Source organism: Streptomyces sp. Ag109_O5-1 (assembly GCF_003814875.1).
Lineage (GTDB): Bacteria > Actinomycetota > Actinomycetes > Streptomycetales > Streptomycetaceae > Streptomyces > Streptomyces sasae.
The window spans coordinates 4,080,859-4,103,950 of record NZ_RKQF01000001.1 but is presented as its reverse complement, the minus strand read 5'-3'; the positions used below and the strand labels follow the sequence as shown (position 1 = coordinate 4,103,950).

23 protein-coding genes are annotated in these 23,092 nt (G+C 71.2%); 12 read left to right on the top strand and 11 right to left on the bottom strand.

Annotation, left to right across the window (positions count from 1 at the left end):
- Positions 1 to 96: 96 nt before the first annotated feature.
- From EDD90_RS18525 to mce, 5 genes are all read right to left on the bottom strand, one after another.
- Positions 97 to 873: an ABC transporter permease gene (locus EDD90_RS18525; protein ID WP_123974088.1), complete on the bottom strand. Its 777-nt coding sequence runs from the start codon at positions 871 to 873 to the stop codon at positions 97 to 99.
- Between the two features lies 1 nt (position 874).
- The gene (locus EDD90_RS18520; protein WP_123974087.1) at positions 875 to 1,831 is read right to left on the bottom strand and encodes an ABC transporter ATP-binding protein; all 957 of its coding nucleotides are present in this window, start codon (positions 1,829 to 1,831) and stop codon (positions 875 to 877) included.
- Positions 1,832 to 2,198: 367 nt separating this feature from the next.
- Positions 2,199 to 3,134, bottom strand: coding sequence for a cellulose-binding protein (locus tag EDD90_RS18515; protein WP_123974086.1), 936 nt, complete (start codon positions 3,132 to 3,134; stop codon positions 2,199 to 2,201).
- A gap of 195 nt (positions 3,135 to 3,329) precedes the next feature.
- Positions 3,330 to 7,178, bottom strand: coding sequence for a polarized growth protein Scy (gene scy / locus EDD90_RS18510; protein WP_123974085.1), 3,849 nt, complete (start codon positions 7,176 to 7,178; stop codon positions 3,330 to 3,332).
- Positions 7,179 to 7,400: 222 nt separating this feature from the next.
- Positions 7,401 to 7,841, bottom strand: a complete 441-nt coding sequence (gene mce / locus EDD90_RS18505; RefSeq protein ID WP_123974084.1) for a methylmalonyl-CoA epimerase — start codon at positions 7,839 to 7,841, stop codon at positions 7,401 to 7,403.
- Between the two features lie 149 nt (positions 7,842 to 7,990).
- On the opposite strand from mce, the gene EDD90_RS18500 reads away from it, so the two are divergent.
- From EDD90_RS18500 to EDD90_RS18490, 3 genes are all read left to right on the top strand, one after another.
- Positions 7,991 to 9,196 carry an acetyl-CoA C-acetyltransferase gene (locus EDD90_RS18500; RefSeq protein WP_123974083.1) on the top strand — a complete coding sequence of 402 codons (1,206 nt, stop codon included), beginning with the start codon at positions 7,991 to 7,993 and terminating at the stop codon, positions 9,194 to 9,196.
- A gap of 29 nt (positions 9,197 to 9,225) precedes the next feature.
- A complete protein-coding gene (gene meaB, locus EDD90_RS18495; RefSeq protein WP_123974082.1) occupies positions 9,226 to 10,182 on the top strand; it encodes a methylmalonyl Co-A mutase-associated GTPase MeaB in 957 nt (318 codons plus the stop codon).
- A gap of 176 nt (positions 10,183 to 10,358) precedes the next feature.
- The gene (locus tag EDD90_RS18490) at positions 10,359 to 11,627 is read left to right on the top strand and encodes an MFS transporter (protein WP_123974081.1); all 1,269 of its coding nucleotides are present in this window, start codon (positions 10,359 to 10,361) and stop codon (positions 11,625 to 11,627) included.
- A 67-nt stretch (positions 11,628 to 11,694) separates the two neighbouring features.
- Here the strand turns inward: EDD90_RS18490 and EDD90_RS18485 are convergent, their stop codons facing one another.
- The 5 genes from EDD90_RS18485 to EDD90_RS18465 all read right to left on the bottom strand — a co-directional run bounded on the left by EDD90_RS18485 (position 11,695) and on the right by EDD90_RS18465 (position 14,757).
- The gene (locus EDD90_RS18485; RefSeq protein WP_089098733.1) at positions 11,695 to 12,171 is read right to left on the bottom strand and encodes a MarR family winged helix-turn-helix transcriptional regulator; all 477 of its coding nucleotides are present in this window, start codon (positions 12,169 to 12,171) and stop codon (positions 11,695 to 11,697) included.
- Between the two features lie 92 nt (positions 12,172 to 12,263).
- Positions 12,264 to 13,061 (bottom strand): AIM24 family protein, encoded by a 798-nt coding sequence (locus EDD90_RS18480; RefSeq protein ID WP_123974080.1) that lies wholly within the window; start codon positions 13,059 to 13,061, stop codon positions 12,264 to 12,266.
- Positions 13,058 to 13,708 carry an AIM24 family protein gene (locus EDD90_RS18475; RefSeq protein WP_123981354.1) on the bottom strand — a complete coding sequence of 217 codons (651 nt, stop codon included), beginning with the start codon at positions 13,706 to 13,708 and terminating at the stop codon, positions 13,058 to 13,060. The genes EDD90_RS18480 and EDD90_RS18475 overlap by 4 nt, the downstream gene beginning before the upstream one ends.
- Before the next feature lies 1 nt (position 13,709).
- Entirely contained in the window at positions 13,710 to 14,342 is a 633-nt protein-coding gene (locus EDD90_RS18470) for an AIM24 family protein (RefSeq protein WP_123981352.1), read from the bottom strand.
- 76 nt (positions 14,343 to 14,418) lie between these two features.
- The gene (locus EDD90_RS18465; RefSeq protein WP_123974079.1) at positions 14,419 to 14,757 is read right to left on the bottom strand and encodes a DUF6191 domain-containing protein; all 339 of its coding nucleotides are present in this window, start codon (positions 14,755 to 14,757) and stop codon (positions 14,419 to 14,421) included.
- 136 nt (positions 14,758 to 14,893) lie between these two features.
- On the opposite strand from EDD90_RS18465, the gene EDD90_RS18460 reads away from it, so the two are divergent.
- From EDD90_RS18460 to EDD90_RS18440, 5 genes are all read left to right on the top strand, one after another.
- The gene (locus EDD90_RS18460) at positions 14,894 to 15,238 is read left to right on the top strand and encodes a DUF3817 domain-containing protein (RefSeq protein WP_123974078.1); all 345 of its coding nucleotides are present in this window, start codon (positions 14,894 to 14,896) and stop codon (positions 15,236 to 15,238) included.
- Entirely contained in the window at positions 15,235 to 15,528 is a 294-nt protein-coding gene (locus tag EDD90_RS18455) for an MTH1187 family thiamine-binding protein (RefSeq protein WP_123974077.1), read from the top strand. Before EDD90_RS18460 ends, EDD90_RS18455 begins: the two co-directional genes overlap by 4 nt.
- Before the next feature lie 166 nt (positions 15,529 to 15,694).
- The gene (locus EDD90_RS18450) at positions 15,695 to 16,438 is read left to right on the top strand and encodes a hypothetical protein (RefSeq protein WP_123974076.1); all 744 of its coding nucleotides are present in this window, start codon (positions 15,695 to 15,697) and stop codon (positions 16,436 to 16,438) included.
- The gene (locus tag EDD90_RS18445) at positions 16,435 to 17,115 is read left to right on the top strand and encodes a DUF4166 domain-containing protein (protein WP_123974075.1); all 681 of its coding nucleotides are present in this window, start codon (positions 16,435 to 16,437) and stop codon (positions 17,113 to 17,115) included. Before EDD90_RS18450 ends, EDD90_RS18445 begins: the two co-directional genes overlap by 4 nt.
- Complete coding sequence (locus tag EDD90_RS18440) at positions 17,112 to 17,762, top strand: TetR/AcrR family transcriptional regulator (protein ID WP_123974074.1); 651 nt, start codon at positions 17,112 to 17,114, stop codon at positions 17,760 to 17,762. Before EDD90_RS18445 ends, EDD90_RS18440 begins: the two co-directional genes overlap by 4 nt.
- A 130-nt stretch (positions 17,763 to 17,892) precedes the next feature.
- Here EDD90_RS18440 and EDD90_RS18435 read toward each other — a convergent pair whose 3' ends face one another.
- The gene (locus tag EDD90_RS18435) at positions 17,893 to 18,882 is read right to left on the bottom strand and encodes a DUF5937 family protein (RefSeq protein WP_123974073.1); all 990 of its coding nucleotides are present in this window, start codon (positions 18,880 to 18,882) and stop codon (positions 17,893 to 17,895) included.
- A gap of 76 nt (positions 18,883 to 18,958) precedes the next feature.
- Between EDD90_RS18435 and EDD90_RS18430 the strand changes: the two genes are divergently transcribed.
- The 4 genes from EDD90_RS18430 (at position 18,959) to EDD90_RS18415 (ending at position 22,968) form a co-directional block, all read left to right on the top strand.
- Positions 18,959 to 20,164 carry an MFS transporter gene (locus tag EDD90_RS18430; RefSeq protein ID WP_123974072.1) on the top strand — a complete coding sequence of 402 codons (1,206 nt, stop codon included), beginning with the start codon at positions 18,959 to 18,961 and terminating at the stop codon, positions 20,162 to 20,164.
- A 63-nt stretch (positions 20,165 to 20,227) separates the two neighbouring features.
- Complete coding sequence (locus EDD90_RS18425) at positions 20,228 to 20,737, top strand: MarR family winged helix-turn-helix transcriptional regulator (protein WP_123974071.1); 510 nt, start codon at positions 20,228 to 20,230, stop codon at positions 20,735 to 20,737.
- 99 nt (positions 20,738 to 20,836) lie between these two features.
- Entirely contained in the window at positions 20,837 to 21,175 is a 339-nt protein-coding gene (locus EDD90_RS18420; RefSeq protein ID WP_123974070.1) for a DUF3817 domain-containing protein, read from the top strand.
- 92 nt (positions 21,176 to 21,267) lie between these two features.
- Entirely contained in the window at positions 21,268 to 22,968 is a 1,701-nt protein-coding gene (locus EDD90_RS18415; RefSeq protein WP_123974069.1) for a methylmalonyl-CoA mutase, read from the top strand.
- The last annotated feature ends 124 nt before the right edge of the window (positions 22,969 to 23,092 follow it).

Below are 23,092 nucleotides of genomic sequence, written 5' to 3'. Positions count from 1 at the left end.
GGACAGCAGGGCAGACGCCCCCGTAAGGGTTAGGAGGATATCCGGGCGCTGACGGTTCCCATCAAGAGCTGGCAAAGACGGTCGGTACCGATCAAGTCATTGGGCGTCCCTTTTCTTCAGCAGGACGTACCCGCCGGCCAGTGCGGCGACCACCCACAGCCCCATGATCCCGAGCCCGCCCCAGGGCCCGTAGGGGACGTCGTCGCCGGCTCTCGGCACCACCTGCATGATGTGGCCGCCCGCCTGGTCGGGCAGGAACCGGCCGATCTTCTTCGTCGCGTCGACGTTGCCGAGGATGTTGGAGATCAGGAAGAAGAACGGCATCAGGATGCCCATCGACAGCATCGGCGAGCGCAGCATCGCGGCCACGCCCATGGAGAACATCGCGATGAGCGTCATGTACAGCCCGCCGCCGATGACCGCGCGCAGCACCCCGGTGTCGCCCAGGTGGGCCCGGTGGGAGCCGAGCATCGCCTGCCCGAGGAAGAAGGCGGTGAAGCTGGTCACCATGCCGACGGCCAGTGCGAGCCCCGTCGCTACCCCGATCTTGCTGAACAGGAAGGTGGCCCGCTGCGGCACCGCGGCCAGCGAGGTCCTGATCATCCCGGTGCTGTACTCGTTCGACACGACCAGCACCCCGAACACGATCATCGCCAGCTGGCCGAGGGTCATCCCGGCGAAGCTGATGTTGGTCGGGTCGAAGGAGAGCCTCTCCCGCGCGGGCATGTTCGCGAACTGGTGGTTCGCCAGCCAGGAGAGCAGCGTCCCGAGAGCCACGGTGAGCACCACGGACAGGGACAGCGTCCACACCGTGGACGCGACGGACCGGATCTTGGTCCACTCGGATCGCACGGCCTGCGCGACGACCGCCATCTCAAGCCCCCTTGTCCCAGCCGGCGCCCCACTCCTGCGGCACCGGGGGCGAGTCGGAATGCGCGTGGTACTCCACGGACTCCGCCGTCAGTTGCATGAACGCCTCCTCCAGCGAGGCCTGCTGGATGCTCAGCTCGTGCAGCACGACCCCGTTCTGCGCGGCCAGCTCCCCGATCGGTTCGGCCTTCCCGCCCTCCACCTCCAGCGCCCCGGTCCCCGTCTCGACGACGGTGATCCCGGCCCCGTGCAGCACGTCGAGCAGCCGCTCGCGCTGGGGGGAGCGGACCCGGACGTACGACCGTGAGTTCGCCCGGATGAAGTCCGCCATGGAGGTGTCGGCGAGCAGCCGCCCCTGTCCGATGACGACGAGGTGCTCGGCGGTCAGCGCCATCTCGCTCATCAGGTGGGACGAGACGAACACGGTCCGCCCCTGCGCGGCAAGCGATTTCATCAGGGTCCGGATCCAGTGGATCCCTTCCGGGTCGAGCCCGTTCACCGGCTCGTCGAACATCAGGATCCGCGGATCACCCAGCAGCGCCCCGGCGATCCCGAGCCGCTGCCCCATCCCCAGCGAGAACCCCTTGGCCTTCTTCCGCGCCACGGCCGAGAGCCCCACGGTGTCCAGCACCTCGCCCACGCGCCGCCGCGGAATCCCGTTGCTCTGCGCGAGACACAGCAGATGGTTGAAGGCACTCCGCCCACCGTGCATGGCCTTCGCGTCGAGCAGCGCCCCGATGTACGTCAGGGGGTCCTTCAGCTGCTGGTACCGCTTGCCGTCGATCCGCACCTGGCCGGCCGTGGGGTGGTCGAGCCCGAGGATCATCCGCATGGTCGTGGACTTCCCGGCCCCGTTGGGCCCGAGGAACCCGGTCACGATGCCGGGCCGCACGGTGAAGGTGAGATCGTCGACCGCCGTCTTGTCGCCGTACCGCTTGGTCAGTCCCTCCAGCTCGATCATGCGGCCACGCTATGACCGGGTTTGGAGGGCTGCCACTCGGGCGAGCGCCGGTTCGTGCTGCCGGGTGGGTGGGGGTGGGGGAGCGCCGAGGGGGGTGAGCACCGTAGCCGGGTGCGGCTCCGTCGTGGTTGCTCGCGCAGTTCCCCGCGCCCCTATGGGGCGCGGGCTGCAGCGCCCTGCCTTCAGGGGCGCGGGGAACTGCGCGACAGCCCCCACCGGCCCGCACCCGACACCGAAGCCCCACCACGCCGAAAACCAACTAACCCGCACCCGATGACGGAGGCCCGCATCCCCTCCGTCGCACCCGTATCCCACGACGAAGGCCCGCACTCCCGGAGGGAATGCGGGCCTTCGTCGTCGCTACTGCTTACCGGGACTGCTGAGCCGGAACCCCGCGGGAGATCGGCTCGTCCTCCGCCGGCGAGCTGGCGGCAGCCACCGCGGCACCGGTCAGCGTGGCCAGCATCTCGCGGACGTTGGTCAGCTGGGCGTTGATGCTGTCGCGGCGGTTGGTCAGCGCGGCCAGCTCCCGCTCGGATTCCGAGCGGATCCGGTCGGCCTTGGCGTTCGCGTCGGCGACGATGTCCTCGGCCTGGCGCTGAGCCGTCTCGACGGTCTGGCGGGCGCGGCGCTCCGCGTCGGTGCGCAGCTTCTCCGCCTCCAGGCGAAGCTGCTCCGCGCGGTGCTCGATCTCCGCGAGGCGCTTCTCGGCCTTCTGCTGGCGGGAGGCCAGGTCACGCTCGGACTGCTCGCGGCGCTTCGCGAGGTTCGTCTCGAAGTCGGCGGCGGCCTGCGCGGCCTTCGCACGGGTCTCCTCGAAGAGAGCGTCGGCCTCCTCGCGCTTCGACTGCGCGTCCTTCTGGGCCTCGGAGCGCAGCTGCGACGCGTCGCTCTTGGCCTTCTCGACGATCCGGACGCCCTCGTCCTCGGCCTTGGCCTTGCGCTCCGCAGCGAACGATTCTGCGTCGTTGCGCACCTGCTGGGCCGCCGACTCGGCGAGCTCGCGGTGCTGCTCGGCCGCGCGACGGGCCTCCTCGCGCAGGTCCTTCGCCTCCTCCTCGGCGAGGCGGAGGATCTTCTCGACACGCGCGCCGAGACCGGCGTACGACGGCTCCGCGTCGGTGACGGCGGCCTGGGCGTTCTGCGTCTCGAGGTGGAGCTCCTCGATGCGCTTTTCCAGAGCGGTGATGCGGGCGAGAGCACTGTCACGGTCGGAGACGAGCTTGGAGATGCGTTCGTCCACCTGCGCGCGGTCGTACCCACGCCGCACAAGCTCGAAGCCGTAGGGGGAAGTGTCGCTCATGGGTTTCCTGTCGAGTGAGACCGGTGAGGTGATAGGTGGAATCCTAGGGGCGAAAGCGGTGTGTCATCGAGCGGATGCGTGTTTGATCTGGAGAATGACACCCCTTTTGGGTGGCTCGCTGTGAGAACGCTTGCCAAAGCCTCTGCCCCAGATTCGGTCAAATACCCCAGAAGACTACAGAACCCTCTCCGGTCTCTAGCCTTCTGAGGGTTTGCCACCCGATCGAGGGGCCCCCACCGTGCTGCCCGCCTTGACTCCGCCGTCCTTGCCGGACGACGGGGCCTCGAAGGACTCCAACGCCTCCAGGACGTCCTGGACACGGGAGATCTCGCCGTTGATGTTCTCCCGCCGGCGCTCCAGGATCTCCAGCTCGCGCTTGCCCTCCTCGACCGTGCGCCGGGCCTCGCGGATGGCCTCGGCCTTGAGCTCCTCGGCCTCCCGCACAAGCGTGGCCTTCTTCTGCTCGGCCTCCTTGAGCAGCCCCTCCGCCTTCTTCACGGCGGCGATCCGGACCTTGCCCGCCTCGGAGCTGGCCTCCGAGACCAGGTCCTTGGCCTTGGCCTGGGCCTTGGCGAGCTGCTCCTCGGCCGCCTTGATCAGCGCGTCGCAGCGGTCGCCGGTGGACTTCATGGTCTCGGCGGCCTCGCGGCGGGCCCGCTCGTGGAGCTCCTCGATCTCGCTGGTGATGCGGTCGCGCAGCTCCTCCGCGCGCTCCCTTATGGCCGTGGCGTCCCGGCGGGCGCCGACGAGCAGCTCGTCCGCGTCGGTACGGGACTTCTCCACCAGCGAGTTGCCCTCGACCGTGGCCTCGGACACCAGCCGCTCGGCCTCGTTGCGGGCCGCGCCCACCATGGTGTCGGCCTGCGACTCGGCGTCGGCGGTGGTCTTGTGGGCCTGCTGCTGGGCCTCGGTGAGCAGCTTGTCGGCCTCGGCGGTGGTCTCCGTGATCAGCGTGTCGACCTGCTCGGCCACGTCCTGGCGCCGCTTGTTGGCGTCCTTGCGGGCCTCGTCGAGGGTCCGCTCGGCCTCCTGGCGCGCGGAGTTCAGCAAGCGCTCCACCGTCGCCTCCGCGTCCCCCTTGAGCCGCTCGGCGTCGGCACGGGTCCGGTCGGCGTGCAGCTGGGCGGAACCGACCGTCTCCGCGGCCTCGGCACGCAGCCGCTCCGCGTCCCCGGTGGCGTCCGCGATCAGCTTCTCCGCCTTGGCGATGGCGTCGGCGCGAACCCGGTCGGCCTCGGCGATGGTCTCGTTCTGGAGGAGCTCGGCCTCGTTGCGGGCTTCCGTGATGAGGGTGTCGGCCTGGGTCGCCGCGTCCGAACGGATCCGGTTGGCGTCCTCCCGGGCCTCGCCGCGCGCACGCGAGGCGTCCTGCTCGGCCTGGGCGATGGTGTCGGAGGCCTCCGTCCGCACCCGCTGGGCGTGCGCGGACGCCTCCGAACGCAGCCGCTCCGACTCCGCCATGGCGTCGGCGACCGTCCGCTCGGCCAGCGCCTTCGCGGCCTCGGACGCCTCGTTCGCCTCGCGCCGGATGCGGGTGGCGTCCTCGCTGGCCCGCTCCCGCTCCGCGTAGGCGTCGGCGCGGACCCGGTCCGACTCCTCCTCCGCCTCCCGGCGGGTCCGGTCCGCCGCGTGCTCGGCGGCCGAACGCAGCCCCGTGATCTCGTCCTGTGCCTGCTCGTGCAGCCCGGAGACCGAGTCCCGTACCTGCTGGGCATGCTGCTCGGCGGCCGACACCATCTCGGTGGCCCGCCGGTCCGCCTCCTCGACCAGCCGCAGCGCCTCGGCCTGCGCCTCCTCGACACGGTTGCGTGCGGACGCGAGGAGCTCCTCGCTCTGCTCGCGGGCCCGCTCGCGCTCCTGGTCGGCCTCCTGACGGGCGGAACCGAGGAGTTCCTCGGCCTCGCGGCGCCGGCGGGCGGCCTCCTCCTGGGCGGCAGCCAGCGTCTCGGACGCCTCCGTGGACAGCCGCTCGGCGGCCGCCTGCGCCTCGGCACGCACCCGGTCGGCGGTGTCCTGGGCCTCCTGCTTGAGCCGCTCCGCCTCGGCCGCGGCCTCGGACCGCAGCCGTACGGCGATGGCCTCGCCCTCCGCACGGGACGCGGACGCGTCACCGGCGGCCTCGTCGCGCAGCCGCTCGGCCTCGGTCTCGGCCTGCTGCTGGAGCGTACGGATGCGCTCGGCGGCCTCGGCGCGCAGCCGGTCGGTCTCCTCGCCGGCCTCCCGGCGGATCCGGCCGGCCTCCTCGCGGGCCTCGGTCAGCGCCTGCTCGGCACCCGTCAGCCGGTCCTCGGCCTCGGCGTGCAGCCGGGTCAGCTCCGCGGCGGCCTCCGCGCGCCGGGCCTCGACGCCCCGCTCGGTCTCCTCGCGCAGCTCGGCCGCGGCCCGCTCGGCGTCCGCCTTGAGACCCTCGGACTGCTCCTCCGACTCCGCGCGGAGCCGGTCGGCCTCCTGGCGGGTGCGCTCCAGGGTCTCCTCGGCCTGCCGGCGCAGCGCGGTCGCGCGCTCGATGGCCTCGGTGCGGACCTTCTCGCTGTCCGTGGTGGCGGTCTGCCGCAGCTCGTCGGCGTCGGCCTTGGCCTTGGCGAGCAGCTCCTCGGCGGACCTGGCCGCCTCCTCGATCTGCTGCACGGCCTCGCGCCGGGCCTCGGCACGGATCGACTCGCCCTCGGCGACCGCGTCGGACCGCAGCTGCTCGGCCTCGCCGCGCAGCCGGCGGGCCTCCTCCTGCAGCTCGACCGTCTTGGCGCGGTACTCCTTGGTGTCGTCCTTCGCCGTGCCCTTGAGCTGCTCGGCGATGTCGTGCGCCTCGGCGCGCAGCCGGTCGGCCTCGGTCTCCGCCTCGGTGCGGATCCGCTCGGCCTCCTCGGCGGCGGCCCGCGTGGTCTGCTTGGCCTCGTCGGACGCCTTGTTCAGGACGTCCTCGGCGGTCTTCGCGGCCTTGGACAGCTGGGAGGCGCTCTCCTCGGCGGTGAGGGTGCGGGCCTTCTCGGAGGCCTCCGCGATGATCTTCTCGGCCTCGGCCTTGGCATCCGCGACGACCTGCTCGGCGTCCGCCTTGGTGGCCTCGGCCTCCTTGGTGGCCTCGCTGACCAGCCGGGCGACCTGCTCCTTGGCGGTACGGGTGCGCTGCTCGTTGGTGGCCTCGGCACTGGACAGCGCCTTGGAGGCGTTCGCCTCGGCCTCGGTGACCAGCTTCTCGGCCTCGGACTGCGCCTTGCGCAGCGCCTCCTCGGCCTCCGCCATCCGCTGCTCGGCGGCCCGGCTCAGCTCTCCGGCCTGCCGGCGGGCCGAGTCCGACTCCGTCGCGGTGGAATTGCGGAGCTGCTCCGCGTGGTCGGTGGCCTCCTGGGCCTGGGTGGAGGCGGCGTTCAGCAGCCGCTCGGCATCCCGGCGGGCACGCAGCAGGATCTGCTCGGCCTCCGCACGGGCCGCCTCGGCGTCGTTGGTCAGCCGCTGCCGGGCCTCGCCGGTCAGCCGCTCGGCCTCGGCACGGGCGGCCGTCATGGCCTGCTCGGCCTCGGCCCGCGACTCGTCGAGCAGCCGCCGTGCCTGCGACTCCGTGCGGGCCCGCAGCTGCTCGGCCCAGGCCACGTTCTCGTTGACGTGCGACTCGACGGTCTGCCGGCGCTCGGCCAGCTCCTGGTCCAGCTGCTGGCGGCGGGTCACCGCCTCCTGGTGCAGCTCGGACTGGAGCCGCGCCGCCTGCTCGGCGTGCTCCTGAAGGATCCGCTGGGTCTGCGCCCGGGCCTCCGCGGCCACCCGCTCCGCCTCCTGGCGGATCTGGTCGGCCTGCATCTGGGCGTTACGGAGCAACTGCTCGGCCTGGTAGCCGATGTCACCGCCGTCGAACGCGGGCCGGGACATGATGGTGCGCCGCGCCTCATGCAGCTTGGCGCGCAGCACCTCGACCTGGTAGCCGAGGTCCTCGGCATGCTGGATCGCCTTTTCCCGCTCGGTCTTCAGCCGTTTCATCTCGGCTTCGAACCGAGTGAGGTGGTCGACGTCAGCCGCCGGCTCTCGCTCCTGGCTCTCGTAGCCCCGCACTGCGCGGTCCCATCCGTCCCCTGGTCGCAACCTTCTCCGTACGAGCACCGTCCATCCGCCGAACGGGGCCCCCGGGGAATGGTGTCAGATCAACGGCGGAGCATGGGCTGCTGCCCCGACGCTCGTCCCCCGAAACCCGGACCCCGGCATGCGGCCGCCCCGGTCCTGCGAACACGCGAAGGGACGACCGCCCCCAACCCTACCGGCCCATATGTACGAGGGTCAGTGCTCAGGTGACTCAACAGCCGCCGAAGTGACCAGTTCTGTCAGTACACCGTGGCAATCCTTCGGGTGCAGGAAGGTGATCCGCGACCCCATGGAGCCGATCCGTGGCTCGTCGTACAGAACGCGTACGCCCTTGGAGCGGATGTCCGCCGCGTCGCCGTCCACATCCGCCGTACCGAAGGCGATGTGATGCACACCTTCCCCGTTCTTCGCGAGCCACTTCCCGACCGCCGAGTCCTCCCGGGTCGGCTCCAGAAGCTGCAGGTAGGAGGCGCCTCCGTCGGATGTCTCGTTGATCTTGAGCATGGCCTCGCGCACGCCCTGTTCCTCGTTGACCTCGGTGTGGAACACCTCGAAGCCGTACGTGGCCCGGTAGAACTCGACGGTCGCGTCGAGGTCGTGACAGGCGATCCCGATGTGGTCGATTCGCGTCAGCATGGATTCAGTGCAGCGCCACCGAGATGGTTACGCAACGTGCCAGCGATCACACTGACGGCCCGATGACGGCACGGAGTGCCACGCAATACATTCGAAGTAAACCCTCGTTCACTCCTCGGCAGTGCAGCCGGTAAGGGGATTCGCAGCTCATGACTTCTGGAACCGCTGGAACAACCTCAGTGATCGTCGCGGGCGCGCGGACGCCCATGGGACGGCTGCTGGGCTCGCTGAAGTCCTTCTCCGGAGCCGACCTCGGCGGCTTCGCGATCAAGGCCGCCCTCGACCGTGCGGGGATCGGGGGCGACCAGGTGCAGTACGTGATCATGGGCCAGGTGCTCCAGGCCGGCGCCGGCCAGATCCCGGCCCGCCAGGCCGCCGTCAAGGCCGGCATCCCGATGAACGTCCCGGCGCTCACGATCAACAAGGTGTGCCTGTCCGGCCTCGACGCCATCGCGCTCGCCGACCAGCTGATCCGCGCGGGCGAGTTCGACATCGTGGTCGCGGGCGGCCAGGAGTCCATGACCAACGCCCCGCACCTGCTCCCGAAGTCCCGCGAGGGCTTCAAGTACGGCGCCATCGAGATGCTCGACGCGATGGCGTACGACGGCCTCACCGACTCCTTCGAGGGCATCGCCATGGGCGAGTCCACGGAGAAGCACAACACCCGCCTCGGTATCAAGCGCCCCGAGCAGGACGAGATCGCCGCCCTGTCCCACCAGCGGGCCGCGGCCGCGCAGAAGAACGGGATCTTCGAGGCCGAGATCACCCCGGTCGAGATCCCGCAGCGCAAGGGCGAGCCGGTCGTCTTCAGCAAGGACGAGGGCATCCGCGGCGACACCACGGTGGAGTCGCTCGGCAAGCTGCGGCCCGCGTTCACCCGCGACGGCACGATCACCGCCGGCACCTCCTCGCAGATCTCGGACGGTGCGGCGGCCGTGGTCGTGATGAGCAAGGCCAAGGCCGAGGAGCTGGGCCTTCAGTGGCTCGCCGAGATCGGCGCGCACGGCAACGTGGCCGGCCCGGACAACTCGCTCCAGTCCCAGCCGTCCAACGCCATCCAGCACGCCCTGAAGAAGGACGGCCTGGAGGTCTCCGACCTCGACCTCATCGAGATCAACGAGGCCTTCGCCGCGGTCGCCGTGCAGTCAATGAAGGACCTCGGCGTGTCCACGGAAAGGGTGAACGTCAACGGCGGCGCCATCGCCCTCGGCCACCCCATCGGCATGTCCGGCGCGCGTGTCGTCCTGCACCTGGCCCTGGAGCTCAAGCGCCGGGGCGGCGGGGTCGGCGCGGCCGCGCTGTGCGGTGGCGGCGGCCAGGGTGACGCGCTGATCGTGCGGGTACCGAAGGCCTGAACACGTTTTCCTGAGCGAACGGAGCTGTGATGCAGGACGTCGCCACGCTGGTGGCCCAGGCCAGGGAGGGCCGACCGCGCGCGGTGGCCCGGCTGATCTCACTGGTGGAGGGGGCGTCCCCGCAGCTCAGGGAGGTCATGGCGGCACTGGCGCCGCTGACCGGCAACGCGTATGTGGTGGGCCTGACAGGCTCGCCGGGTGTCGGCAAGTCGACCTCCACCTCCGCCCTCGTGACGGCGTATCGCAAACAAGGCAAACGGGTCGGCGTCCTGGCCGTCGACCCGTCCTCGCCCTTCTCCGGAGGCGCCCTCCTCGGCGACCGGGTCCGTATGTCCGACCACGCCTCGGACCCCGGCGTCTACATCCGCTCGATGGCGACCCGGGGCCACCTGGGCGGCCTCGCCTGGTCGGCCCCCCAGGCCATCCGCGTCCTGGACGCGGCGGGCTGCGACGTGATCCTCGTGGAAACGGTCGGCGTGGGCCAGTCGGAGGTCGAGATCGCCTCCCAGGCGGACACCTCGGTCGTCCTGCTCGCCCCCGGAATGGGCGACGGCATCCAGGCGGCCAAGGCCGGAATCCTGGAGATCGGCGACGTCTACGTCGTCAACAAGGCGGACCGGGACGGCGCGGACGCCACGGCCCGCGAACTGAACCACATGCTGGGCCTGGGCGAGTCCCGGGGCCCCGGCGACTGGCGTCCCCCGATCGTCAAGACGGTCGCGGCCCGCGCCGAGGGCATCGACGAGCTCGTGGAGGCCCTGGAGAAACACCGCGCGTGGATGGAGGAGCACGGCGTCCTGGCGGAACGCCGCCTGTCCCGCGCCTCCCGCGAGGTCGAGACGATCGCGGTCACGGCCCTGCGCGAACGCATCGGCGACCTGCACGGGGACCGCCACCTGGGCGCCCTCGCGGAACGCATCGTGGCCGGCGAGCTCGACCCCTACCGCGCGGCGGACGAACTGGTGGCGAGCCTGACGGAGGCCTGACGGCGGCCCCGTCGCAGGCCCTGACGATGGCCAACCCTCCCTTGCCGCTGCTAACTTGACCGGCATGTTCCTCTCCTTGGCGTAAGAGCGCACCCGGCGCCGCCACCGGCACGTGAAGACCCCGTGCCGTGGCGCGCTCAGGTGTCCCCTCTTCCGCCTCTGCCCGAGGAACCCTCATGTCCGCGCTGACCTCATCGCGCCCTTCGCCTGCCCAGCGGCCCTCCTACGCCGCCGTCCTGCGCGTCCCGCACGCGCGCCGCACCTTCCTGGCCGCCCTCGCGGCCCGGCTCTCCTACGGCACGGTCTCGCTGGCCGTGCTGCTGTCCGTCACCAGGGCGACCGGCTCCTACGCCGTCTCCGGTCTGGTGATGGCCCTCTTCGGCGGCACGATGGTCGTCCTGCTGCCCGTCCGGGCGACCCTGGTGGACCGCTACGGCCCACGGCGCGCACTGCCGCCGCTGGCGGCGGTCTACAGCGTGCTGCTCTGCCTCCTGGCCGCCCTGACCTGGCGACCCGGCGCACCACCGGCGGTCCTCGCCGCGGCCGCCGCGCTCACCGGCTGCGTCGCGCCGCCGCTCGGCCCCACGATGCGGGCCGTGTGGGGCCGGCTGGTCGACGACCCCGCGCTGCTGCGACGGGCGTACAGCCTGGACGGCGTCGCCGAGGAACTGCTGTTCGTGTCGGGCCCGGCCCTGGTGGGCCTGCTGCTGCGGTTCGGCCCGCCCCCGGCGGGGCTGCTGCTGAGCGCGGTGCTGATGCTGGCCGGCACGTGTGTGTTCGTGATGTCGCCGGCGGTGCGGGGGGTGGTGCCGCCGAAGCGGGAGAAGGGCCGCGCGTCCGGTCGCTTCCCGGCGGCCCCGGTGGTCGCGGCCGCCGGTCTCGGCCTGGCGCTGAGCGCGGCGGACCTGCTGGTGATGGCGTTCGCGGAGCAGCGGTCGTACGGCGACGGGGTCGTCCCCTGGGTGCTGGCCGCGCTCTCCGCGGGCAGCGCGGTGGGAGGGCTGCTGAACGGGGCGGTGGAGTGGCGCCGTCCGGCGGGGGAGCGGCTGGCGTGGCTGTCGGTGGGGCTGGGGGCGGTCCTGGTGGCCGCCGGGTTCGCACCCGGGCTGTGGACGCTCGCCGGTGCCATGGCGCTGGCGGGGGCGTTCGTGGCACCGACCCTGACCACGGCGTATCTGCTGGCCGACGAGACGGCGGCGGAGGAGGAGCGGACACGGGCCGGGGCGTGGGTGAACGCGGCGGTGAACGCCGGGACTTCGGGTGGGTCGGTGGTGGCGGGGGTGCTGGTGGGGTCGGTACCGCTGTGGGTGTGCTTCGCGCTGTCGGGTGGCGTCGCGGTCGTGGCCGCCGTAGGGGTGCGGACCGTCTCCCGGCTGCGGCTGGGTGGGGGCTGGTCGCGCCCACGCGGCGGTAGCCGCACATCGGATACGGCCCCGCGCCTCTGAGGGGCACCACGGCAAGCGGCGGACAAGACCTGAACCCTTGTCCGCCGCCTTCAGATGCCGTCTGTCGTCACGGGCGCCCGCGCTGCCCCCGCAGGTGCTCGGCGATCGGCTTCAGGCCCTTGTCCAGCTCTATGAGTGCCTCCGGCGACAGCAGATCGATGAAATGCCGTCGCACGGAGGCGACATGATGTGGCGCCACCTTCTTCATCGTCTCCATGCCGTGCTCGGTGAGGACGGCGAACAGCCCCCGGCGGTCGGACTCGCAGTTCTCGCGGCGGACCAGGTTCGCGTTCTCCATACGGGTGATCTGGTGCGAGAGCCGGCTCTTGGACTGGAGGGTCGCGGACGCGAGGTCGCTCATCCGCATCCGATAGTCCTCCGACTCGGACAGGTTCACCAGGATCTCGTAGTCGTTCATTGTCAGGCCGAACGGCTGCAGATCCTTTTCGAGCTGGTACGTCAACAGCCTGTTGACCTCCAGGTGGGTGCGCCAGGCGCACTGCTCCGCATCGGTCAGCCAGCGCGTGGCCGTCTCGGTCTCCATGTATGAAGTCTACCTAAAATGTTGAAAGGCGAACTAGTGAGGGTGGTGTGACTGTGCGCACGCGTTCGATGTCACACTCCGCAGACTACCGCTCACAGCCCGAAGCGACGCTGGAGGTCCCCCAGCTGTCCGGGAAGGCGCGGTGCGCCCGATTGCTGTGGATGGCCTGTGAAAGGCCCCCCTCCGCCGGGCACTCCGGGCTCGTGCGGAACCGCTCCCGTGGCCTGCTCGGCCATCAGGGTCTCGGTGGACTGGAGCAGGACCGTGCCCGCCCCCACGAACTCGAACTGGTGCTCCTCCCCGGAGGCCCCGCCGAGGCCCGTCATCGCACGTAGACCGCCCCATACGCCGGTCAGGTAACCGTGGTCGTAGTGGTGGCACGGGGAGGGGCAGTCGGCCCATCCCACCAGCGCCTGCGGGTCCACCCGGATCGGGGGTTCCATGAACACCACCGCACCGTTAGACGCCGCCACAAACTTTCCGGTTCCGATAAGGGTCAGAAAACCCGGAACGATTGATTGCTTCAGAGCGAGACTTGGCTGAAAAGCGAGCAGGTTGCCGGAGCGAATGGTCAGGTTGCCGTCCTCCAGGTCGTACGAATTCACGTCGAAGGCCCGGTCGGCGAGGAGCATCTTGCCCGAGCCCTCCGCCACCACCCAGTCGCTCGCGTGCAGAGGCGAATGGAAGGAAGTGCGGACCAGACGGTCGAGGCGGCCGTGCCCGACGCCGTTGAAGTCGATCGAGCCGTAGTAGGCGATCATCTTCCCCTTCTGCAGGAACCACTGGCCGCTCTTGAGCTCCACGCAGAAGGTGTACTTGTTGACGTTGTCGTCGGCCGGGAGGGTCATGGGGTCGTACACGACCGGGCCGGCGGCGCCGTATCCGTTCAAAGCTTCTCCTCCGAGGCCTGGACGTACACCGTGCCGTTGCCGCTGAGCTCCAGCTGGAACGCCTCGCCGGAGCCGCGGCCCACCATGTCCCGCCAGCCGAGCGCGGCCGACAGCTTGTTGCGGACGTCGCCGTGGTGGGCGACGTAGGCCTGCGGGTCGACATGGACCGGGCGCTGCGGGGTGATCGGGATCTCGAAGACCCCGCCGTGCGCCATCACGGCGACCGCGCCCCGGCCCTTGAGGGTGGTCGTGAACAGGCCCTGGCCGGTGACCTGGCCGCGCACCATGCCCATCACCCCGCCCTGGGAGCCCATGAACATCGTGCCCTGCTGGAGGGTGCCCTCGAAGGCGAGCAGCCGGTCCGCCTCGACGTAGAGGGTGTCGCCGGAGAGGTTGATCACGTGGACGTGGTGGCCGCCGTGCCCGAAGAAGACCGTGCCGCTGCCCTCGACCGTCATCAGGGGGGTCGCCTCGCCGGCGACCCGGCGGCCGAGCATCGACATCACCCCGCCCTGGCCGCCCTGGATGTTGGGCGTGAAGGACACCTCGCCCTTGTATGCGAGCATCGCCCCGCGCTGGCTGTACAGCCGCTGCCCCGGGACGACGGTCGCCTCGACCATCTTGGAGTTCACCTCGCGCAGGGCCATCTCACACATCCCCCGCGATCGTGTTCCGCTCGCTCGGCTGTACGTACACCAGCCCGTCCCCCTCGAACCGGATCTGGAAGGCCTCGCCGCCGCCCTCGCCCAGGAAGGTGCGGAATGTCACACCTGACTGGAAGGACTGGCGGAGGTTGCCCTGGTGGGCGATGTAGGCGCCCGGGTCGACGGTGAGCGGGTACTGCGGGCTGACCCGGAGCACCACCGCGGGGCCGTCGGACATGATCGCCGCCTGGCCGTGGCCCTCGACCGTGGTGGTGAACAGGCCGTTGCCCTGGGAGGCGCCGCGCAGGCCGGTGAAGGTCGTGCCGGTGCGCAGCCCCGCGTCGGTCGCGAGCAGGTTGCTCGACTCGACGTACAGCTTGTCGCCCTGCAGGCCGACCAGGTTGATCTCGGACGCCCGGTCCGCGAACCAGCAGGTCCCGTGCCCCTTCACCTCCATCACGGTCATCTGCTCACCGGTGAGCCGCCGGGTCACCATTCCCCGCAGCCCCTCGCCCCCGCCGGTCAGCTTCTTGAACGCCATCTGCCCGTCGTACGCGACCATCGAGCCGTTCTTCGCCTTCACGGCGTCCCCGGTCATCTCGACGGCGAGCACCTTGCTTCCTTGAAGTCGGAACATCGCCACGCAGCGAAGGTAGCCGCAGGCCGATGGCGGCGACAGGTCCCGTGGGTGGACCCGGACCCGGATCCACCCCTTAGGGGTGCGTCCTGCGGTGCGTCTTCCGGTCGCCCGGGATCCGTATGACGGCCGTCCCGGCCGTGAGGTCGACGGTCGACCTCGGCGGCGCCCCGTCCTCCTCGTCGTCGCGCAGCACCAGCGCGCTCTGCCGTTGCTTGAGCTCGTTCTGCTTGCCCGCGGAGAGCGCCGCGTGCAGCTGCTCGAAGCCGGTCGCGGAGATCTGGCCCCGGCGCCCGGCATTGCGCCAGGGCAGCGCCCCGGCCCGCCCGGCCCGCATCAGCAGCTGGTCCACGAAGGCCAGGACGGTGAGCAGCACCACCAGTCCCGGCAGGGTCATGAAGAAGACGAACTGCATCCCTGGGCGTCCCCTCCGTCTCGGGGCCCCAGCCTGCCACCCCCGCGCCGGACCCGCGAGGCTCCTTTGCCACAATGGTGGAACGTTTGTGCTCGCGTTCACAAAGAGTGGACGTCTCTCCCACCGAAGGTGACCCGTGGACATCAAGACCGCCACCGCCATCCGCCGCCTCCGCCTGGTCTCCGCCCCGGAGGCCGTGTCCTTCCTGATCCTCCTCGTCTGCTCGGTGCTCAAGCGGACCACGGACTTCAACGCGGTGCCCGTGATGGGCGCGATCCACGGTGTCCTGTTCATCCTCTACGTGATCTTCTGGGTCGACGCCTGGAACCGCACCAAGTGGCCTCTGAAGACCGGCCTCCTCTACTTCGTCCTCTCCGTCCTGCCGACCGGCGGCTTCTTCGCCGAGCGCAAGCTGCGCCGGGAGGCCGAGGACGCGCTCATCGCGGCCCGCGCCCGCAATGAAGGGGTCGTGAACGCATGATCGTCGCCTTCTCCGTGACGCCGCTGGGCGTGGGCGAGGACGTGGGGGAGTACGTCGCCGACGCCGTCCGGGTGGTCCGCGAGTCCGGGCTGCCCAACCGCACCGACGCGATGTTCACCTCGATCGAGGGCGAGTGGGACGAGGTCATGGACGTCGTCAAGCGTGCCGTCGCCGCCGTCGAGGATCGTGCCCCGCGGGTCTCCCTGGTCCTCAAGGCGGACATCCGGCCCAGTGTCACCGACGGGCTCACCAGCAAGGTGGAGACGGTCGAGCGGTACCTCGCCGGCTAGCCAACTCCCCCCGGAACCCCGGCCCTTCAGGGCCGGGGTTTTCTTCTGCCGCCCGATTGAGCGATCGCTCAAAAAGAGCTACCGTCATCACCAGAGGGTTTGAGCACTCGCTCAAAAAGCGCTTGACGGACACTCAGAAGACCAGGTGACGGGGGTTACGACACCAATGGGGCTCTACATAGAGGCGCACATCCGCGCCGACCTCGACGAACTGTGGAACCGCAGCCAGGACCCGGCCCGGCACCAGCGCTGGGACCTGAGGTTCACCGAGATCGAGTGCCTCCCGCGCGCGGAGGGCGAACCACAGCGCTTCCGTTACGCCACGCGTGTGCTGCCGTTCCTGACCATCACGGGCACCGGTGTCTCGGCGGGGGACAAGGAGCGCCCGGACGGCACCCGCACCTCCGCCCTGCGCTTCGCCTCCCCGCACCCGCTCTCGCTGCTCGCCGAGGGCAGCGGCTACTGGCGTTACGTCCCCGTCGCCGACGGCGTCCGCTTCCTCACCGGCTACGACTACCGGCCCCGCTGGGGCGCCTTCGGGGCGCTCGCCGACCGGCTGCTCTTCCGCCCTCTGATGGGCTGGGCGACCGCCTGGTCCTTCGACCGGCTGCGGCTCTGGCTGGAGCACGGGATCACCCCGGAACGGGCGCGCCGGAACTGGCTGGCCGAGCTGGCGGTACGGGCGCTGGTGATCGTCGGCTGCGGAGTCGGCCTGGGCCAGGGCCCGGTGCTCGGCGCGCTCTCCCCGACCGTCGCCTTCCCGCTCCCGCTCCTCCTCGTCGTCACCCTCTTCCTGGCCCTGTTCAAGTCGCCCCTCGCCACCACCCCCGCGGCCCGCCGCTGTCTGCGCACCCCGCCCGTCCGGGTGACCGCGCCCCGGATCCTGCGCACCCTGGAGGAGCAGGCGTGACCTCGATGTTCCGGGCCGTGCTGGGCGCCGACTTCGAGCGTCTGCACCCGCAGCTGCAGCGGCGCTTCTCGGTCGGTCTGGCGAGCGGCGAGGCCTGTACCGGCCGGGGGGTGATGGACCGGATCTGGCACGGCGGGGCCTTCGTGAAGCCGTTCCTGTCGCTCGGCACCACCCGCAACATCCTGGTCCCGCGCGAGGGCAGGAACATCCCCTTCAAGATCGAGAATGTCCCCTACCTGGACACCTTCGGCCGTGAGACGGTGACCTTCGTGCGCACCTTCGACCTGCCCGGCCGTGCCCGCCGCTTCGACGCCCAGATGGTGCTCAGTCCCAAGGGCGACCGCATCCTCGACTACCTCGGCACCCATCAGCACCTCGCCAGCGAACTGCACTTCCACACGGAGCCGGACGGCTCCCTGCTGATCCGCTCCGGCGAACACCGGTTCAGGGAGGGCCCGGTGGACGTCCGGGTCCCCGAACTCATCGGCGCCACCGCGGAGGTTCGCGAGTCATACGACGACCGCACCGGCCGCTTCCGCATCCAGGTGCGGGTCGTGAACCGGCACTTCGGGCCGCTCTTCGGCTACCAGGGTTCCTTCGAGGCGTCGTACACCGACATCCGCGGTCGAGGAGTGCGGGCCGGGCTGCGGCCCGTCCGGGAGGAGTCGCGCGCGTGAGTCCGGAGACCGCCAAGTCCCAGGAGACCAAGCACAAACTGCTGGAGGGCGCGCTGCGGACGCTCACCGAGCAGGGGATCGCCAAGACGTCGGCCCGTACGGTGGCGGCGGCCGCCGGAGTCAACCAGGCGCTCGTCTTCTACCACTTCGGATCCATGGACGAACTCCTCGCCGCCGCCTGCCGGTACGGCGCCGAACAGGCCGTCGCCCGGTTCCGTCCCCGCCTCGCCGCGGTCGGCTCGCTCTCCGAACTCCTCACCGTGGGGCGGCAGGTCCACCAGGAGGCGCGCGCGGGCGGCCATGTCGCCCTGCTCGGCCAGCTGCTCGCCGGCGCCCAGACCCACGAGGTGCTCCGTCCCGCCACGGCGGCCGGGCTCGACCTGTGGATCGCCGAGGTCGAGACGGTGCTCGTCCGGGTCCTCGCGGCCACCCCGTTCGGCGAGTTCACCGACCCGGCCGGGCTCGCCCGTGCGGTGGCCGCGTCGTTCGTCGGCATCGAGCTGTACGAGGGCGTCGACGCGTCCGGCGCCCAGGCGGCCCTGGACGCCCTGGAACAACTGGGCGCGCTGGTGGCCGCGTTGGACGAACTGGGCCCGGTCGCCCAACGCGCGGTCCGACACCATCTGCGCCGCGCCGGCCGCGGGTAGGAAGCCGGCGGATCGACTCGGCGACGCGGGGCCCGGCACGCATTCCCGTGGGTGTCGTTCGACCGGTCGCTGTCAGGCGGTGGCGGTGGCCGGGGCGGGGGCTTCGGGCATGGTCTTGTCGTGGCGCGGGTCAGCCGGCCGGTGTCCCCGATGCCAGTGCGATGCCGAGCGGGGTGCGTTCGTAGAGCACCTGGTGGCCGTAGCGGCGCGAGGTGAGCAGGCCGGTGTCGCGCAGCACAGTGAGATGCGCCGACACCGAGGAGGGGGCCAGCCCCAGCCGGTGGGCCAGGGCGGTGGTGGTGGCGGGTTCGGAGAGTGCCGTGAGGACGGTGGCCCGGCCGCGGCCCAGCAGCCGTACCAGGGAGCCGGGTGTGTCCTCGGCCGGGTCGGTCCACAGGCCGCCGATGCCCCGGGCGGGGTAGACCAGCGTCGGCCGCGCGGGCGGGTCGAAGGTGCTGATCACGTCCGGCCAGGTGAACACGCTCGGCATCAGCACCAGGCCCTGCCCGCCGAGCCGCCGCTCGTACACACCGGCCGACTCCACGGTCAGCGTCCCGGCCCGCCAGCCGAGCCGCGGGTGCAGCTCGGGCAGCAGCCCGCCCAGGCCGACCTCCGCGAGCCGCCGGGAGTGGAAGGCGATGTCCGCCTCCAGCAGGCCGCGCAGCCGGGGCCAGTCCGGGGCCATCAGAACCTCCCAGGCCTCCTCCAGCGCGTCCGTCAACTCCCGCACCATGCGCGGCGGATCGACCAGCCAGGCGCGGGCCGTCGCCGACTCCCGCGCGCCCGGGGTGTCCGCGAGCGAGCGGGCGGTGTCGGCGCGGGCCGTCCCCGGGTCCACCGCCCGCAGCGCCGCCAGTTCCTCCTCGACGGAGGCCGCCGGGCCGGTCGGCGGCGGCATCAGCCAGTCGGGGGTGTGGCCGCGCCGGGGCATCAGCAGCCACAGCGGGGTCAGGTCGAGACCGGCGGCCACCGCCCGGATCCGCCGCAGCCAGGGCGCGTGATACCCGTGCCGGTCCGGCCGCCGCAGCGTGCGCACCGCCTCCTGTGTCTCCCACAGCGGCGACACGGCGAACCGGCACCGGAGGAAGTCGTCCTCGTCGAAGTGGAGGTGGGAGGGCATCACGGATCCTGGACGGAAGATTCGGCTGGTGCCGAAACTCTAAGCCGTGCGGCGCGGTGCGGGCACGCTGCCGTTCATGTCTGCCCCCGCTCTGCAGCAGCCCGCCGGCTACGGCCGTGTCCTCGCCATTCCCGAGTTCCGTGCCGTCTTCGCCGCCCACGTCCTGTCCATGCTCGGTGTGATCGTCAGCGAGATCGCGCTGTCCGTGCTGGTGTACGACCTCACCGGGTCGCCGCTGCTCAGCGCGCTGACCTTCGCGCTGGGCTTTCTGCCGTACCTGGTCGGCGGGACGCTGCTGGCCGGGGTCGGCGACCGCCACCCGGCCCGGCGGGTGCTGGTGGTCTGCGACCTGGTGTGCGCGGGGTGCGTGGCCGTGATGGCGGTGCCGGGGACCGGGATCGGTGTGCTGCTCGCGCTGCGCTGTGCGCTCGCCGTCGTGTCGCCGGTGTTCGCCGGCACCCGGATGGCGACCCTCTCCGACATCCTCGGCGGCGGCGACCTGTTCGTCCTTGGCCGCTCCCTGCTGCGGATCGTCGCACAGAGCGCGCTGCTCGTCGGCTACGGCCTCGGCGGACTCCTCCTCGCCGTCCTCAGCCCGCGCCACGCCCTGCTGATCACCGTCGTCACCTTCCTCGCCTCGGCCGCGCTGCTGCGTCTGGGCACCCGGCACCGCCCCGCGCGCGGCGGCCCGGACCGGGAGCGCACCAGCACCCGCCACCTCCTCTCCGACCCCCGCGTCCGCCGTCTGCTCCTCCTCTTCTGGATCCCGGCGATGTTCGCCGTCGTCCCCGAGGCCCTCGCGGCCCCCTACGCCGACGCGCTCGGCGCCGGTTCCCCCGGGCTCGGCCTGCTGATGTGCGCGCTGCCGGTCGGCACGGTCGCCGGGGAACTGTTCGCGGGGGCCCGGCTCGGCCCGGCCGCCCGGGAGCGGATCGCCCTCCCGCTGGTCTGCCTCACCCTGGTGCCGTACCTGGGCTACGCCCTGCACCCGTCCCTCGCGGTCTCGCTGCTGCTCCTGCTGGTGGCGGGGGCGGGGTCGGCGTACACGCTGGGACTGGACCAGTGGTTCGTGCGGGCCGTGCCCGAGGAGCTGCGCGGACGGGCGATGACGGTGCTCAGCGCGGGGCTGATGACCATCCAGGGGGTCGGCATGACGCTGGCCGGGATGGCGGCGGAGCTGGTGGGGGTGCGGGCCGCCGTCGCCGGGGCGGGGGCCGTCGGGGTGGTGTGCTGCTGTGCGCTCGCGGTCACGGCCCGGCGCGCGGCGCGCCCGGCGGTGTAGCGGACCCGACCGAAAGCCGAGACACAGCTGACCGTTATATGACCGGCCGGTAGGGTCGGTGCCGTGCCCAAGCCTCTCAGTCTTCCCTTCGACCCCATCGCACGTGCCGACGACCTCTGGAAGCAGCGCTGGGGAAACGTACCGTCGATGGCCGCGATCACCTCGATCATGCGGGCCCAGCAGATCCTGCTGTCCGAGGTCGACGCGGTGGTCAAGCCGTACGGGCTGACGTTCGCGCGCTACGAGGCGCTGGTGCTGCTCACCTTCTCCAAGGCCGGCGAGCTGCCGATGTCGAAGATCGGTGAGCGGCTGATGGTGCACCCGACCTCGGTGACGAACACCGTGGACCGGCTGGTGAAGTCCGGTCTGGTCGACAAGCGGCCCAACCCCAACGACGGGCGCGGCACGCTCGCCACCATCACCGAGAAGGGCCGCGAGGTCGTCGAGGCGGCCACCCGCGACCTGATGGCGATGGACTTCGGGCTCGGGGCGTACGACGCCGAGGAGTGCGCGGAGATCTTCGCGATGCTGCGGCCGCTGCGGGTCTCGGCGCACGACTTCGACGAGGAGTAGCCGAGGAGCAGCCGAGGAGTAGAAGAGGAGTGGAAAAGGTCGCCGGCAAGCGGTGACCCGGGACAAGATCTCCCGGAACGGGTGGTTACGCTCGTCCCCATGAAAAAGAGCGTGCTGACCCGCTACCGCGTCCTGGCCTATGTCACCGGTGTGCTGCTGGTGCTGCTGTGCCTGAGCATGATCGCCAAGTACGGGCTGGACATCTCCGGTGCGGCCGACGTCACCCGGGTCGTCGCCATCGCGCACGGCTGGCTCTACGTCGTCTACCTGGTCTTCGCCTTCGACCTGGGCTCCAAGGCGAAGTGGCCGGTCGGTAAGCAGCTGTGGGTGCTGCTGGCGGGCACGGTCCCGACGGCCGCCTTCTTCGTGGAGCGCAAGGTCACCCGTGAGCTCGACGCCAAGGTGACGGACGGCACTCCGGTGCCCGCCAAGGCCTGACCGGCCCAAACACCGGGCTTCACCGCCGTACGGACACCCGTGCGGCGGTTCTCCATCGACATTTACTTGGACGTCCTAGTAAATTCGAGGGTATGGACGCTGACGCCATCGAGGAGGGCCGCCGACGCTGGCAGGCCCGCTACGACGCGGCCCGCAAGCGGGACGCCGACTTCACCACGCTCTCCGGCGACCCCGTGGAGCCGGTGTACGGGCCCCGGCCGGGTGACACGTACGAGGGATTCGAGCGGATCGGCTGGCCGGGTGAGTACCCCTTCACCCGCGGGCTGTATCCGACCGGCTACCGCGGGCGGACCTGGACCATCCGCCAGTTCGCCGGGTTCGGCAACGCCGAGCAGACCAACGAGCGCTACAAGATGATCCTCGGCAACGGCGGCGGCGGTCTGTCCGTCGCCTTCGACATGCCGACGCTCATGGGGCGCGACTCCGACGACCCGCGCTCGCTCGGCGAGGTCGGGCACTGCGGGGTCGCCATCGACTCCGCCGCCGACATGGAGGTCCTCTTCAAGGACATCCCGCTGGGCGACGTCACTACGTCGATGACGATCAGCGGTCCGGCCGTCCCGGTCTTCTGCATGTACCTGGTCGCCGCCGAACGGCAGGGCGTCGACCCGGCGGTCCTCAACGGCACGCTCCAGACCGACATCTTCAAGGAGTACATCGCCCAGAAGGAGTGGCTCTTCCAGCCCGAGCCGCACCTGCGGCTCATCGGCGACCTCATGGAGTACTGCGCGGCCGGCATCCCCGCGTACAAGCCGCTGTCCGTGTCCGGCTACCACATCCGCGAGGCGGGGGCCACGGCCGCGCAGGAGCTGGCGTACACCCTCGCGGACGGCTTCGGATACGTCGAACTGGGCCTCAGCCGCGGCCTCGACGTCGACGTCTTCGCACCCGGCCTCTCCTTCTTCTTCGACGCGCACGTCGATTTCTTCGAGGAGATCGCCAAGTTCCGTGCCGCGCGCCGGATCTGGGCCCGGTGGATGCGGGACGTCTACGGCTCCCGGTCCGACAAGTCCCAGTGGCTGCGCTTCCACACCCAGACCGCGGGTGTCTCGCTGACCGCCCAGCAGCCGTACAACAACGTGGTGCGTACGGCCGTGGAGGCGCTCGCGGCGGTGCTCGGCGGGACCAACTCGCTGCACACCAACGCCCTCGACGAGACCCTCGCCCTGCCGAGCGAGCAGGCCGCCGAGATCGCGCTGCGCACCCAGCAGGTGCTCATGGAGGAGACCGGGGTCGCCAACGTGGCGGATCCGCTGGGCGGTTCCTGGTACGTCGAGCAGCTCACCGACCGGATCGAGGCCGACGCGGAGAAGATCTTCGACCAGATCAAGGAGCGGGGGCTGCGCGCCCATCCGGACGGGCGGCACCCGATCGGGCCGGTCACCTCCGGGATCCTGCGGGGCATCGAGGACGGCTGGTTCACCGGCGAGATCGCCGAGTCCGCGTTCCAGTACCAGCGGGCGCTGGAGAAGGGCGACAAGCGGGTGGTGGGCGTCAACGTCCACACCGGGTCCGTCACCGGCGACCTGGAGATCCTGCGGGTCTCGCACGAGGTGGAGCGGGAGCAGGTGCGGACGCTCGGCGAGCGGAAGGCCGAACGGGACGACGCCGCGGTGCGCGCCGCCCTGGAGGCCATGCTGGCCGCCGCCCGGTCCGGCGCCAACATGATCGGGCCGATGCTGGACGCGGTACGGGCCGAGGCGACCCTGGGCGAGATCTGCGGGGTGCTGCGGGACGAGTGGGGGGTGTACACGGAGCCGGCGGGCTTCTGACCGACGTCCCAGGGGGCTCCGCCCCCTGGACCCCCGTCCCTTTGCCCACCCACCACCCGACTCGGTCGATCGAGAAGTGGCCGCCGCGGCCGACTCGGTCGAAACGAGAAGTGGCCGTCGTGGC